The 14,322-nt window shown below is 66.8% G+C and carries 12 protein-coding genes; 6 read left to right on the top strand and 6 right to left on the bottom strand.

What is annotated here, in order from left to right; all coding sequences use genetic code 11:
* Positions 1-27: 27 nt before the first annotated feature.
* From dsbG to ABE423_RS15110, 6 genes are all read left to right on the top strand, one after another.
* Entirely contained in the window at positions 28-870 is an 843-nt protein-coding gene (gene dsbG, locus ABE423_RS15085) for a thiol:disulfide interchange protein DsbG (protein WP_049422839.1), read from the top strand.
* Positions 871-1,387: 517 nt separating this feature from the next.
* Positions 1,388-2,821, top strand: coding sequence for a DcaP family trimeric outer membrane transporter (locus ABE423_RS15090; protein ID WP_346486592.1), 1,434 nt, complete (start codon positions 1,388-1,390; stop codon positions 2,819-2,821).
* Between the two features lie 76 nt (positions 2,822-2,897).
* Positions 2,898-4,250, top strand: a complete 1,353-nt coding sequence (gene adiC, locus ABE423_RS15095; RefSeq protein ID WP_006461445.1) for an arginine/agmatine antiporter — start codon at positions 2,898-2,900, stop codon at positions 4,248-4,250.
* Positions 4,251-4,270: 20 nt separating this feature from the next.
* A complete protein-coding gene (locus ABE423_RS15100) occupies positions 4,271-6,559 on the top strand; it encodes an Orn/Lys/Arg decarboxylase N-terminal domain-containing protein (RefSeq protein ID WP_006373744.1) in 2,289 nt (762 codons plus the stop codon).
* A 28-nt stretch (positions 6,560-6,587) separates the two neighbouring features.
* On the top strand, positions 6,588-7,490 hold the full coding sequence (locus tag ABE423_RS15105; protein ID WP_049398424.1) for a cation diffusion facilitator family transporter: 903 nt from the start codon (positions 6,588-6,590) through the stop codon (positions 7,488-7,490).
* A 180-nt stretch (positions 7,491-7,670) separates the two neighbouring features.
* Positions 7,671-8,105, top strand: a complete 435-nt coding sequence (locus tag ABE423_RS15110) for a RidA family protein (protein ID WP_346486595.1) — start codon at positions 7,671-7,673, stop codon at positions 8,103-8,105.
* On the opposite strand, the gene ABE423_RS15115 is transcribed toward ABE423_RS15110, so the two are convergent.
* The 6 genes from ABE423_RS15115 to ABE423_RS15140 form a co-directional block, all read right to left on the bottom strand.
* Positions 8,102-8,815 (bottom strand): energy transducer TonB, encoded by a 714-nt coding sequence (locus ABE423_RS15115; protein ID WP_049398426.1) that lies wholly within the window; start codon positions 8,813-8,815, stop codon positions 8,102-8,104. The two genes, ABE423_RS15110 and ABE423_RS15115, sit on opposite strands and share 4 nt — an antisense overlap.
* Positions 8,808-9,608 carry a ChaN family lipoprotein gene (locus tag ABE423_RS15120; protein ID WP_032129374.1) on the bottom strand — a complete coding sequence of 267 codons (801 nt, stop codon included), beginning with the start codon at positions 9,606-9,608 and terminating at the stop codon, positions 8,808-8,810. Before ABE423_RS15120 ends, ABE423_RS15115 begins: the two co-directional genes overlap by 8 nt.
* Positions 9,595-12,066, bottom strand: a complete 2,472-nt coding sequence (locus ABE423_RS15125; RefSeq protein ID WP_346486598.1) for a TonB-dependent receptor — start codon at positions 12,064-12,066, stop codon at positions 9,595-9,597. Before ABE423_RS15125 ends, ABE423_RS15120 begins: the two co-directional genes overlap by 14 nt.
* A gap of 64 nt (positions 12,067-12,130) precedes the next feature.
* Complete coding sequence (locus ABE423_RS15130) at positions 12,131-13,057, bottom strand: FecR domain-containing protein (RefSeq protein ID WP_032129372.1); 927 nt, start codon at positions 13,055-13,057, stop codon at positions 12,131-12,133.
* Positions 13,054-13,563: an RNA polymerase sigma factor gene (locus tag ABE423_RS15135; protein ID WP_121503551.1), complete on the bottom strand. Its 510-nt coding sequence runs from the start codon at positions 13,561-13,563 to the stop codon at positions 13,054-13,056. The genes ABE423_RS15130 and ABE423_RS15135 overlap by 4 nt, the downstream gene beginning before the upstream one ends.
* A 123-nt stretch (positions 13,564-13,686) precedes the next feature.
* On the bottom strand, positions 13,687-14,193 hold the full coding sequence (locus ABE423_RS15140; RefSeq protein ID WP_346486601.1) for a hypothetical protein: 507 nt from the start codon (positions 14,191-14,193) through the stop codon (positions 13,687-13,689).
* Positions 14,194-14,322: the final 129 nt, after the last annotated feature.

Raw genomic sequence — 14,322 nt, forward strand, 5'->3', positions numbered from 1 at the left:
GCGCGGGCATCTCACTACGGAGTTCCCATGTTGTCGACTTCCCTGCGCACCGCCCCTGCGGTGCTGTTGCTGCCGGTCCTGCTGGCATTGGCCGCCTGCAGCCAGGCACAGACGCCACCGGGCAAGACCGCCGCGGCACCGGCAGCGAGCGCCACAGCCACGGCCAACAAGGGCGATCGCCCTGCGGTGCTGAAGGGCATCGAGAAGCATGGTTTCGAGGTCGTCGCAGAATTCGATGCCCCTGGTGGCCTGCGGGGCTTCGCCGGCGTGGTCGGCGGCCAGCAGCCGGCAGCGGCCTATGTCACCGCTGATGGCAAGCACGTACTGGTCGGCAGCCTGTTCGATGCGGAGGGCAACGATGTAGCCGCTGAGGCCGTTGAAAAGCTGGTGGCTTCGCCGATGTCGGCCAAGATGTGGACCAAGCTGGAAGCCAGCGCCTGGGTGCGTGATGGCAAGGCCGATGCGCCGCGCGTGGTCTACACCTTCAGCGATGCCAACTGCCCGTACTGCCACAAGTTCTGGGAAGCGGCACGGCCGTGGGTCGATGCCGGCAAGGTGCAGCTGCGTCACATCATGGTCGGCGTGATCCGCGAGGACAGCCCGGCCAAGGCCGCGGCGATCCTTGCCGCGCGTGACCCGAGCGCAGCGCTGCTGCAGAACGAGCACGATTTTGATCGCGGTGGCATCAAGGCGCTGCCGAACATCAGCCGCGAGATCGCTGGCAAGCTCGACGCCAATCAGGTGCTGATGATCGAGATGGGCTTCCAGGGCACACCGGGCATCCTGTTCCAGGACGCACAGGGCCAGGTGCAGCGTCGTGCGGGTCTGCCGCAGGGTGCCGATCTGCAGACGGTGCTTGGCCCGCGCTGAGTGGCGCCAGCCCCATGAAACATTGCGCAGGCCCGCATGGCAGCATGCGGGCCTGTCGCATTCCATGGCGGGCATTGCGGTTGCGGGCCCGCGCAACAGTGGTTCATCGTCACGTCTGAATCGTGACTGACATCAAGCATCCCGCCTTGATTCCAATCAAGGCCAAAAACGACAGGCGGATTAGCCTGTGACGCATGGAATACAGCGTCAATGCGCGATGGATGCCGCGCTCGCCACGCCCTGATCAGGGTCGGCTGGCACAGCCATTCACGACACTCTCACTCCGTGCTTGTTACCCAGACCGCTGCGGTCGCCACCTCTCTGGCAGCGCGGCCTTGATGGCGTCGACATCGGTGCGGGCAGGACAGTGTCATCGTCCTGTTGCCTGCCATGCGCAGGCTGGCCGGTGTCGTCGACGCAGTATCCGCATTTCCAGCAACGGCAGCACGAGGCCGGAGTGGCGCATGCGTGCGTCCTGTCTGCGTGCTGCGAACAGGGGTCGTCCAGGGAGGATGCAATGCGCGTGGCGGTACTGAGCCTGGCCTGTGTGACAGCACTGGCGATCACGCCGGCGTATGCACAGGTGGATGACAAGGAGGACGCGCAGGCGCTGCGTCGTGAGATTGCGGCCATGCGGCAGGCGCTGGAGGGCATGCAGCAGCGTTTGGACCGCCTTGAGCAGCGCGACGCAACCGTTGCGCCTGCTACAGCACAGGCACCCGCCGCCGTGGTCGCGCCTGCCAGCACTGCCAACCTGCTGCACCCCACCCAGGTACCGGGCGTGGCACAGCCGGTGCTGCCGCAGCGCGAATCGGTGGCCGATCCGTCCACCGCCGCGTCGCGACCGGACAGTGCGGCCGGCCCGACCGATCCGGATCTGAAGGGCTTCTTCGCCATTCCGGGTACTGACACGGTGATCCGTATCGGCGGCTACGCCAAGCTGGATGCCATCGCCGATTCGCGTGCAGCGGGGGATGAGGATCAGTTCATTCCCTCGTCGATGCCGGTCGGTGGCAGTCATCGTGATGTCTCGAACTTCAACATCCATGCCAAGCAGACCCGCTTCAGTTTCGAGGCGCGACGTCCGACCACGCACGGCAACCTGCGCTTCTACCTGGAGAACGACTTCTTCGGCAGTAGTGACGGCTACGAATTCCGGCTGCGCCATGCCTATGGCCAGCTCGGCAATACCTATGCCGGTTACGGCTACTCCAGCTTCATGGATCCGGACAGCCTGCCTGACACATTGGACTTCGCAGGGCCCGGTGGTGCCGGCTACCTGTTGGTGGCGGGCATCCACCACAGTTTCGCGATGGGCAAGGGCAACACCCTGACCGTCGCCGCCGAAGATCCGAAGACCGAACTGGCCGGCGCCAGCGATGAGCGAGCGGCAGTGAACCGCCTGCCCGACGTGACGGTGACCGCGCGCATGGAGCGCGACTGGGGCCACCTGCAGCTGGGTGCGGTGGCACGCAGCCTGGCCTATGACGGCGATGGCGAGCGCGACCGGCGTATGGCCGGTGGCCTGCAACTCAGCGGTTCGGCCTCGGTAGGCGAGCGCGACCTGCTGCTGTTCGGTGCCCTCGGCGGGCGCGGCCTCAGCCGTTACACCGCCGACCTGACCGGCTCCGGGCTGGACGCGGTGGTCGGTGCCGATGGCCGCCTTGATGCGCTGGACCTGCACGGTGGGTTCGTTGGCTACACCCACTACTGGTCCGAGCTGTGGCGTTCGAACCTGATCTTCGGCCAGCTGACCCTGGAGCGGAATGCTGCATTGGCAGCCGACGCATTCCGTCAGAGCCGCTACGGCGTGTTCAACCTGATCTGGAGCCCGGCACCGTCGTGGACGATGGGCATGGAGCTGCTGTACGGCCGCCTGGAACAGCAGAGCGGCGCGCGCGGCGACACGGTCCGGGTGCAGGGCAGTCTGCAATACAACTTCATCAAATAGGCGCCAGCGGTCGTACGCCAGCGTAACCGTCCCCACGCCCGGTTGTACCGGGCTCATGCCAGTACAGGAGATTGTCATGGCAGAAGCAAAGAAAATCGGGGTGGTCGGAGCCACCTTCCTCGTCGCCGGCAACATGATGGGCTCAGGCGTGTTCCTGTTGCCGTCCAGTCTGGCCAAGATCGGCACCGCCTCGATCTGGGGCTGGCTGATCACCACCGCCGGTGCGCTGCTGCTGGCCTTCGTGTTCGCCAAGCTGGGCAAGCTGGCACCCAAGGCGGGCGGCCCCTATGCCTATGCGCGTGACTGGTTCGGGCCGTACATGGGCTTCCAGACCAATACCATCTACTGGTTCGCCAACTGGATCGGCAACGTCGCCATCCCTATCGCGGCGGTGGGCTACTTCAGTTACTTCTTCCCGATCCTGTCCGAGCCGCTGGTGCGCTGCATCGCGGTGCTTGTGCTGGTGTGGGCGCTGAGCTTCGCCAACATGATCGGTCCGGCCTTCGTCAGTCGCGTGCAGACGGTCACCACCAGCTTCGCGCTGGTGCCGATCCTGGGCATCGCCATCTTCGGCTGGTTCTTCTTCGATGCCGACATCTTCAAGGGCGCCTACAACGTGTCCGGTGAATCCAACTTCGGCGCGATCTCCAGTGCCGCGGCACTGACCCTGTGGGCCTTCATCGGCGTCGAATCCGCTTCGGTGACTGCCGGCGTGGTGGAGAATCCGGAAAAGAACGTGGCCCGCGCCACCCTGGCGGGCGTGTTCCTGGCTGCCATCGCCTACATCGCCAGTTCGTCGGTGATCATGGGCATGGTGCCCAATGGCGAGCTGCAGACTTCTGATGCACCGTTTGCACTGGCTGCCGCCAAGGCCGTCGGTGGCTGGGGTGGCGCGCTGGTGAGCCTGTGTGCCTTCATCGGCGCTGCCGGTTCGCTGGGCGGCTGGATCCTGCTGACCGCACAGAGTGCCAAGGCGGCCTCCGATGATGGCCTGTTCCCGAGCATCTTCAGCAAGACCAACAAGGACGACGTGCCGGTCAAGGGCGTGCTGATCGTGGCGGTGCTGATGACCCTGGCGGTGCTGGTCACATCCACCTCGGAAACCGCGTCGGCCCAGTTCGACGTGATCACATCGGCGGCGGTGGTGCTGACCCTGCTGCCCTACATCTACTCGTGCGTGGCCTGCTACTTCGTGGTCGAGCGTTCGCACACCCTGGTCCACACCGGTGCGTTCTGGACCCTGACCAGCCTGACCGTCGTGTACTGCCTGTGGGCGATCTACGGCTCGTCGGGAACCATCGTGCAGTACGCCTTCCTGTTCGTGCTGTTCATCACCGTGTTCTATCCCTTCTTCAGCGAGGAGCGCCGCCAGCAGCGGCAGCGCGCCCGCGAGGCATCGGCCATCAGCGCCGGCGCCCAGCGTTCCTGAGTTAGACAAGGAGAATCAACGTGTATTTCAAGTCCCTGGATTACCCGGTCATTGTCATCGACAACGACTACGAGTCGCCGCGCATCGGTGGCATCCTGATCCGCGCCCTGGTGGAGGAGCTGCGCAGCAACGACCAGCGCGTGCTGTGCGGCCTGAACCTGGATGATGCCCGCGCCGGTGCCCGCACCTACGTGGCGGCCTCGGCGGTGCTGATCTCGATCGATGGCAGTGAAGAGGTGGATGGCGAGTTCCAGCGCCTGACCGCCTTCCTGCGCGAGCAGAGCGCACGCCGCGCCAATCTGCCGGTGTTCCTGTACGGCGAGCGCCGCACCATCGAGAAGGTGCCGAGCAAGCTGCTCAAGTACATCCACGGTTTCATCTTCCTGTTCGAAGATACCAAGAGCTTCATCTCGCGGCAGGTGATGCGCGCGGCCGAAGACTACATGAAGAACCTGCTGCCGCCGTTCTTCAAGGCATTGATCCACCATGCGGCCGAGTCGAACTACTCCTGGCACACGCCAGGCCATGCCGGCGGCGTGGCGTTCACCAAGTCGCCGGTCGGTCGTGCATTCCATCAGTTCTACGGCGAGAACACCCTGCGCAGCGATCTGTCGATCTCGGTGCCGGAACTGGGTTCGCTGCTCGACCACACCGGCCCGATCAAGGACGCCGAGAACGAGGCCGCACGCAATTTCGGTGCCGACCATACCTTCTTCGTCACCAACGGTACCTCCACCGCCAACAAGATCGTCTGGCACGGTACGGTGGCCCGCGGCGACGTGGTGTTCGTCGACCGCAACTGCCACAAGTCGCTGCTGCACGCGCTGATCATGACCGGTGCGGTGCCGGTGTACTTCACGCCCAGCCGCAACGCGCACGGCATCATCGGCCCGATCAGCCTGGACCAGTTCACGCCGGAGTCGCTGCAGCAGCGCATCGCTGCCAACCCGCTGGCCAGCCAGGCCTACAAGGCCGGCTCCAAGCCGCGCATCGCGGTGGTCACCAACTCGACCTACGACGGCCTGTGCTACAACGCCGAGAAGATCGCCGACGAGATCGGCAGCGCGGTCGACTTCCTGCATTTCGACGAAGCGTGGTACGCCTATGCTGCGTTCCATCCGTTCTACGAGAACCACTACGGCATGGCCAAGGGCAAGCCGCGCGAGCAGGATGCGATCATCTTCACCACGCATTCCACCCACAAGCTGCTGGCCGCGTTCTCGCAGGCGTCGATGATCCACGTGCGCAACTCGGCGCAGCGCAACCTGGATGCCGAGCGTTTCAACGAGTCGTTCATGATGCACACCTCGACCAGCCCGCACTACGGGGTGATCGCGGCCTGTGACGTGGCCTCGAAGATGATGGAAGGCGACGCGGGCCGCTCGCTTGTACAGGAAATGCACGACGAGGCCATCGCCTTCCGCCGCGCGATGCTGCACGTGCGCGACGACCTCGGTCGCGACGACTGGTGGTTCAGCGTGTGGCAGCCGACCCAGGTCGAGCGCAGCCTGGACAAGGGCGATACACCGGCGCCGCTGGTGGCCAAGCGCGAGGAGTGGTACCTGCAGCCGGATGCGCACTGGCACGGTTTCGAGAACCTGGTCGATGACTATGTGCTGATCGATCCGATCAAGGTGACCCTGCTGACGCCGGGCCTGGCGATGGACGGCAGCATGGGCAAGCTGGGCATCCCGGCGGCGGTGCTGAGCAAGTTCCTGTGGGGCCGCGGCATCACCGTGGAGAAGACCAACCTGTACTCGGTGCTGTTCCTGTTCTCGATGGGCATCACCAAGGGCAAGTGGAGCACCCTGGTCACCGAGCTGATGGCGTTCAAGGAGCTCTACGATCGCAATGCGCCGCTGAGCCAGGCACTGCCGACGCTGGCCGCCGACTATCCGAATGCGTACGCCGGCTGGGGCCTACGTGACCTGTGCGACGCGCTGCATGCGTTCAACCAGGAATTCGCCGTGGCCAAGGTGATGCGCGAGATGTACGTGGATCTGCCGACGCCGGTGATGACCCCGGCCGATGCCTACAACCACCTGGTGAAGGGCGAGATCGAACGGGTCGACATCGAGCAGATCAGTGGCCGCATTGCGGCGACCATGCTGGTGCCGTACCCGCCGGGCATCCCGACCATCATGCCGGGTGAGCGTTTCGGTGACAGCGACGAGCCGATCATCCAGTCGCTGCGCATCGCCCGCGAGCAGAATGCGCGTTTCCCGGGCTTCGAGTCGGACGTGCACGGGCTCATCATCGAGCAGGAGGGTGATGCGGTTTCGTACAAGGTGGAGGTGCTGAAGGCCTGACCGGCAACGGTCGGCCGTTCGGCGAACGATGGATACCGCGCGCGAGCAACGCATCCTGAAGTTCTCGATCGGGGTCACCCTGGCGGTGAGCGCGGTCGGCTTCATCGGTGGCCTGCTGGTGGGATCGCAGGCCATCCTGTTCGACGGCGTGTACAGCCTGGTCGATGTCGCCCTGACCCTGGTGTCGTTGTCGGTGCTGCGGCTGGTGGCGCGGGAGCAGAGCCCGCGCTTCCAGTACGGCTACTGGCACCTGGAGCCGATGGTCGAGGCGCTGGGCGGTGTGATCCTGTCGCTGGCCTGCGTGTATGCGCTGGCCAACGCCGTGATCGGTTTGACCACGGGCGGGCACGAAGTGAAGTTCGGGCCCGCGCTGTGGTGGGCGGCATTGCTGAGTGCCAGCAACCTGGCGATGGCGGCGTTCGTCGCGCAGCGGGCGCGGCATCTGCGCTCCGCGCTGTTGTGGCTGGATGTGCGCGGCTGGCTGCTGGGCGGGTTGATGAGCTTGGCAGTGGTACTGGCCTTTGTGTTGGCGCTGGTCCTGCACGGTGGTGAGTGGCATCACTGGGTGCCGTACCTGGATTCGATCGTGCTGGCGTTGATCAGCCTGGCGGTGTTGCCGGTGCCGGCGCGGGGTGCCTGGAAGGCCATGCGCGAAGTGCTGCAGGTGGCACCGGATGATCTGGACCGGCGCGTGCAGCGGGTGATGCAGGCGTTCGTCGCCGAGCGTGGCTATGCCGGTTTCACCAGCCATGTGGCGAAGATGGGGCGGATGCGCTTCATCGAGATCCACGTGCTGGCCGACCCGGCCACGCCGCTGGGTTCAGTGGGCGAGGTCGATGCGATGCGTGACGAGATTGCAGTGCGGCTGGATGCGCGGGGCAGCACGTTCTGGTTGACCATTGATTTCACCGCAGACCCAGCGTGGACGTGACCACGCTTCTGTAGAGTCGAGCTTGCTCGACTGCTTCTGGTCGGTGGAAGTCGAGCAGGCTCGAGTCCACGGGAACGCGCGATCGTTGCGCATGGCGGACTACTCTGTTGCACAGGACCCATTTGACCTCAACCGGAGTTGAGGTCACAGACTGCCGGCATCCCCCACGAGGCGCGCGGCATGAACCTGCTGACCACACCGGACCTCAGCCATGGCCTGCTGGAACTGTTCAATCCACCGGGCCTCTACGATCCTTCGGCCAACGGCTACTCACACGTGGCGGTGGTGCGCCTGCCGGCACGGGTGATCCATGTCGCAGGGCAGGGCGGCGAAGATGCCCAAGGCCGCCTCTCGCCCAGCTTCGAAGAACAGGTCGGGCAGGCGCTGGACAACCTGCAGACCGCGCTGCGATCGGCGCAGGCAAGTCTGGCCGATGTGGCGCGGCTGCGCATCCTGGTGGTCGACCACGATGAGGACCGGCTGGGCATCATTGCCCACCAGGTGCGACGGCGCTGGCCGAACCGCGCGGCGCCCACCTGCACGCTGATCCCGGTGCCGCGACTGGCGTTGAACGGCATGCTGTTCGAGATCGAGGCGGAGGCCTACGCCGCCTAGCGCAGGTAGTACTCCACCGGCACCACCAGTTCCTGCGGTGCCTTCAGTTCATCGGGAATGGGCGGCAGCGGCTGCGCGCGACGGAAGGTCTGCAGCGCAGCGTCATCGAGCATCGGCTGGCCACTGGACTGCTCCAGCCGCAGCGCCAGCAGGCGACCTTCGCGGTCGATGCTGGCCCTGACCCAGGCAGTGCCCTGCTGCCGGCGCGAGCGCGCGGCGGCAGGGTAATAGCGGTAACGCTCCAGCCGCGCCATCAGGCGGGCTTCCCACTGGTCGCTGGCGGCGCCGGCCTGGAAGTCCGCCGGTGGCGCGTCTGGAGCGGGCGGCGCGGCCGTGATCGATGCCGGTGCGGGACTTGCATCGGTCGCGGCCGCAGGCGGGGCGACCGGCAGCGGCTTTCGACCCGTCCCGCCCGTTTCGCTGGCGGCCAACTCGCCCTCGCGCGCGGCGGTAGGCTTCGGTGGTGGCGGCGACTTGGTCGGTTGCGATGCACGCGCCTGCTGCGCCTGGCTGGGGGTATCGGCCTGGCGCTCCTCTACGGGCTGTGGCGGCGTGGCCGGTGCCAGCAGGCGCAGGCTGATGCGCACGTCCTGCTCCGGCGGTGGCAGCATCGGCGGCATTGCAACCCAGTGCACCAACAGCAGCAGGGGCAGCAGGTGCAGGACGACGGTGATCACGATCGCCTGCCAGTGTTGGCCGCGCTCACTCATCGTCCAGCACCCACAGCAGATCGGCATCAGCAGCACCGACGGTTTCACCCGGCGAGGCCAATGCGATCACCAGCGCAGGCGTATCCGGTGACAGGTAGCCCGGCACCCCGGTGCCGCGCAGCACATGCCAGCGACCGGCTACCAGCAGCGCGGGTGCGGGGGCTGCGGTCAGCACCTGTGCCATGCGCGTGTCGCGGGCCTGTTGCACGGCCAGCATCCCTTCCAGCATCGGTGCCGCGTCTGCGTGCTGGGCCAGTACCACATCCGACAGGCGTTGGCGGGCGGCGGCCAGCGGGAACCGCACCGCATCAGCGGACGCCAGGTGGGCGTTGACCTCGACGCGCGCGAGATTGCCGCCGAACAAGGGGATGCCGGCAGCGGTGGCGTCCTGCACCAGCCCGCCGTAGGCGGTCCACGGCCATCGTGTATCCCAGCCCAGCAGCTCCTGCAGGCGTGCACCGTCGGCATGGTTGCCCTTGGCCAGCCAGCGCTGCACCCGCTGCAGGCGCGGCTGGCGTTCGCTGGCAATCATCTCCAGCACCAGCGCGCCTTGTGGACGCTGCTGCTGCAGCGCGTGCAGCAGCCAGCGCTGGGCAGCGTGGTCACCGGCCAGGTCGTGGCGTTCGCCCAGCAGCAGTCGCGGAGCGTTCGCTGCGCGCTTCACGAACGCAGCTTCGTCCAGGGTCTGGCCGCTGGCGAGGTCCAGCACCTTGCCGGGCATCGGCTGCGCGCTGGCCATCGACGCGAGCGCGAGCAGGCACAGCGGCAGCCAGTGGCGGCTAGAACGCCACATTGACGCCCATCGAGACGGTGCGGCCACGGCCGTTGCCGCGGTCCAGAATCGGACTGAAGATGCTGTCGATCGAGGCATTGTTGTCATAGGCCTTGTTCTGCAGGTTTTCGATGTTCAGCCACAGCGTGGTGTTGGCATGCGGCTTGAAGCTGGCGTAGAAGTCCAGCAGCACGCCGGTGCCGCCGGTCTTGCGGGTCTGGAAGAAGTCGTAGCCTTCTTCGGTGGGCCCGGAGTATTCGGCGCGCAGGCCGGCCTGCACGCGCTGCTGCCACCAGCGGCCGCCAACGTCCAGCGTCCAGTAGCGGTCGGGCAGGGCGGTGATGTCTTCCAGGTTGACGAACTCGATGGCCGGCGCGCTGGTGCGCGAGCGGGTCCAGCTCAGCGTGGCGTGGTAGTGCTCGCTGGCGTAATGGGCTTCCAGTTCGATGCCGCGCATGCGCACCACGCCGGGGTGGTTCATCCAGCGCGTGGTGGCGCTGAAGTCGTCGGCGTCCAGCACATCGGTCCAGGCATTGAGCTGCGGATCGCTGTCGATCGGCACCACGAACGGTTCCACTTCCGGCGGATGCACGATCAGCAGGTACTGCGGCTTGATGTAGTCGCGGATGCGGTTGTCGAAGCGGGTGACCCGCAGTTGTGCCAGGTCACCGTCGACCAGCAGCGAGTCGGTGCTGAGGTTGGCGCCGAACTGCAGGTTGCGCGAGCGCTCGCGGCGCAGGAACGGATTGGCGCCGATGCCGTCGGCGACGCTGGCGTCCTCCAGCGGGATCTTCTCGAAGAACATTTCCTGCACGCGCGGCGGCCGCGACGTGCGCGAGACCTCAGCGAACAGCTGCAGCCAGTCGGTGGCCTGCAGTGAAACCGCCAGGCTCGGGCTGAGTGCGCGCTCTGTGCGACGCACGTCGATGTCGCCGCCATTGATCTCCGCGCACTGGCCGGGCACATCCGAGCACACCGGGATGTGACCACGGATGCCGAAGCGGTCCTGGCGCAGTCCTGCGGTCAGGGCATAGATGTCGTACTGCAGCTCCAGCGTGCTGAACACACTGTCCAGCTGGCTGCGACCCTGCGGGTTGGCACCGCGCAGGATGGGCGTATCGGCCACATAGATGTCCGATTGGTGCTTGATGCCGGTGTTCCAGCGCGCCTGCAGTGCACCGATGTCGAAGCGGCTGGTGTTGTCCACGGTCCAGCTGCTAAGGCTGCTGTGGGTGCGGCGGCCGATGTAGCTGGAGTCCTCCACCGGCGGGTAGAACAGCCGGGTCTTGTTGCTGGCGAAGGTCGCACGCAGGTCGATCCACGGCGAATAGGGTGTGTAGTGGTAACTGGCGCGCTGGTTGCGCGCGGAAATCTGCCACGGATAGTTGTGGTAGAAGTCGTTTTCGTAACGCATGTGGCTCAGGTCCAGCCGATGCTGGTCGCTGGGCTGCAGGCGCGCCTTCAACAGCCAGCTGCTGGGCTGCTGGCTGCCCGGGTCGGCGTTGTTCTTCTGCCCGCGTGCGGTCGCGTATTCGCTGCTGCGGCTGCTGCTGGCGGCGGCCAGCAGGCCGAACTGGCGGTCGCCACCCTCTTCGCTGTGGCGCCAGGCACCGGCGAAGGTACGGCCACTGCCGTAGCCGTTGTTGCCGTGGCGGTAGCCCGCACGCAGGCCCCAGTCGCGCCCCTCGCCGAGCAGATCGTCGATGTCCAGCGTGCGGAAGTTGGCACTGCCGGCCAGCGTGCCGGCGCCATCACCACCGGCGACCGCACCGCGCTGCACGTCCACACCGGCCAGCAGGAAGGGATCGACATAGGCGAACGGGCCGCCCGAGCCGTGCCCGGCATTGTTGCGGAAGGTCTGGGTGACACCGTCGATCATGGTGTTGACCCGGCCGGCACCGGTCATGCCGCGGATGTTGACCTGCAGGCCCGGCTGGCTGCGCGAATGGAAGCTGTGGGTGCCGGGCATCGAGCGCAGCAGGCTGTTGCCTTCCTGGCGTTCGGCCATCGCCACGCGCTCGCTGCCGACCGGGGGCGCAAAGCCATCGCGGGTGGCCGGTACATATTGACTGGCGCCGGCACCCGGTGCCTGACCGTGTGCGGTAGTACCCTGCACCCGCAGCGGGCCAGTGCGACGGCTGCCATCGGCGCGTTCAGCCGGTGCCGGCTCCAGGGCGGCACGACGCGCATCGACGAAGCGCGGGCGCAGGCCGCTGCCTGCCAACAGGCGCGACAGGGCCTGCGCATCGTCGAAGTCACCGCGCAGCGCAGGCGCCGAATGGCCAGCGGGCAGCGCCGCGCCGATCACCAGATCGACGCCGGTCAGCCGGCTGTAGGCGTCCAGCGCGGCCGCCAGCGGTTGTGCGGGCAAATTGTAGGTGCGGGTGGCGGTCTGTGCGTGGGCACTGCCGGGCAGCAGCGGAAGGGCACTGGTACAGGCCAGCGACAGGGCGAGGACAAGGGGGCGGGGGCACAGCATCGGGGGCTCCAGGGGCTGACGCAGAGCGTCGTCATCCTGGGTAGACGCAGCCGCAGGCCGGATGTCAGGGTCCATCACGCTGTTCCCTGCGTGGCGGCAGCCACACCTGTATGCCCGCGCCGAGGCGCAGCACGCGCACCTGCAACTGAGTGGCCAACTGGTCGCGGTTGCCGGCCGCACCGTCGGCACTGCCAAGCAGGGTGACCGGCTGCTGGCGCAGCTGCTCGCCGACGACCCACGTGTGCCCGCCATGCCAGCGGTCCAGGCCCTGCGTGACGTCGGCCAGTGGGGCCGAGACCCAATGCAGGCGCCGCTCGCGCCAGGCCAATGCTCCGGGGGCGGTCGTTGTTGCATGGGCTGTTGCCTGCCCATCGAAGCGCAGCTGTTCGCCGTGGTCAGCCAGCATGCTGACGTTGCCGCTGTCCACGCGCACGCGATGCTCGGTAACGGTGACCACGCTGCTGTTGCCCTGCACGGCAAGATCGAATGCGGTCCCCAGTGCAGTGACGGTGCCCTGTGGGGTATGCACCTGGAAGGGCCGGTCGGCATCGGCGGCGACCTGGAACCAGGCCTGGCCGCGCTGCAGCTGGAGCTGGCGGCGCTGCCCATCGATGCGCACCTTCACTTCGCTGCCGGGTGACAGCAGGACATGCGAGCCATCCCGAAGGGTCTCCTCGCGGATCTCGCCAGCGGCCGTTCGCAGGACCTGCGCTACAGGCGGCGACACATGGCGGCTGTAGAGACCCAGCGCGCACAGCAACAGAACCGCAATGCCGGCTTCGCGCAGGCGACGGCGTTGCCTGCGCTGCTGTTGCCGCTGCAGGCTGGGCAGCGTCGCACCGGCCTGCCACAGGTGTTGCAGATGCTGGTACTGCGCAGCATGGCGAGGGTCGGCCTGGTACCACTGCTCGAACGCGTTCTCGTCGCGGCCACCGTCGTGCCCGTCCAGCCACCAGCGTGCAGCTTCGCGCGCGATCGCGTCCAGGCTCATGCGCCCGGCACCTGCTGCAGGGCGACCAGTGCGCGCAGCAGATGGCCGTGCGCGGTCTGCCGGCTGATGCCGAGCTGGCGCCCGATCTCGGCCAGCGCCAACTGTTCAACCCGCGCCAGCAGGAACACCTGGCGCGAGCGCGGTGGCAGCGCGGCGATGATCGCGTCGAGGTGGCGCAGCTGTTCGGCGTCGAGCAGTCGCTGCTCGGGCAGCGGCGCAGGATCGGCGATGGCATGCAACTGCGTGTCATCCAGCGCTTCTTCGCGACGGCGCTGGCGTTGCCGGTAATGGTCGGCAATCAGGTTGTGGGCAACACGGTACAGGTACGCGCGGCCATTGCTCAGCAGGCCACTGGCGGCGACCTTGAGGACACGCAGCCAGGTTTCCTGGACGACGTCATCGGCGTCGCTGCGTTGCGGAAGTTTGCGGCGGACATGGGCGTGCAGCGGCCGGTAATGGGCCGCGCACAGCTGCGCGACATCCGTCGGTTCGACAGGCGTGGACACGGGGCGGGCGACAACTGGGAAAGGGAACAGCCCGCGGCGGCAAGGGCAGCGGCTGCACCTTACAGCAAAAGAGAATCATTTGCATCTTTGGTGCGAGCGCAGTCCGCATGAGCCACCGCGGCGTCAGCGGGGACGATAATCGCAGTGGATCTGCAGCGCTTCGGTGGGGTTGCAATGCAGCTCGAAGCCGCAGTGCTGCAGGCTGCGCTTCGCTCGTGCGACTGGCTCGGCATACCGGGCGACGCGGCGGTGCTGCCAGCGCGGCGGGGTGAACACGCCCAGGGGCAGCAGCCGCAGCCGCTCGCCGTGCAGTACCAGTGAGACATCGACATGACGGCCATCGATGTCGTGGCCGTTGGCGCCGAAGATGGCGTCGACTTCATCCCGGGGCTGCGGATAACAGGCACGGAAGAGGGTGATGCCGAGCCGACGCACCAGGCGGCGGAAGCCACCGAGACGGCTGTGGCTGGGTTCGAAGCCACGGGTGAGCAGTAGCCGCAGCCCCACAGGCAGCATTGCCTGCGCGTCGAGCAGGCGTTGCAGTACCTCTTCTTCCAGTTGGATGCGGGTGGAGGGCCAGCGCGGGGCGATGAGCAGTCCGTGGTGGTTGCCGCGTTGCAGGGTCAGCATCGGTGAAGCTTCGCACGCGGCCGAACAGCCGGGGTAGTGCCGGCCGCTGGCCGGCAGACGCCGTTGGTAGAGGCCGACCTTGGTCGGCGCCGTTGATTCCTTGCCAACCAAGGTTGGCACCTACCAGAG

Source organism: Stenotrophomonas sp. TWI1409 (genome assembly GCF_039673015.1).
GTDB classification, from domain to species: Bacteria; Pseudomonadota; Gammaproteobacteria; order Xanthomonadales; family Xanthomonadaceae; genus Stenotrophomonas; species Stenotrophomonas maltophilia_A.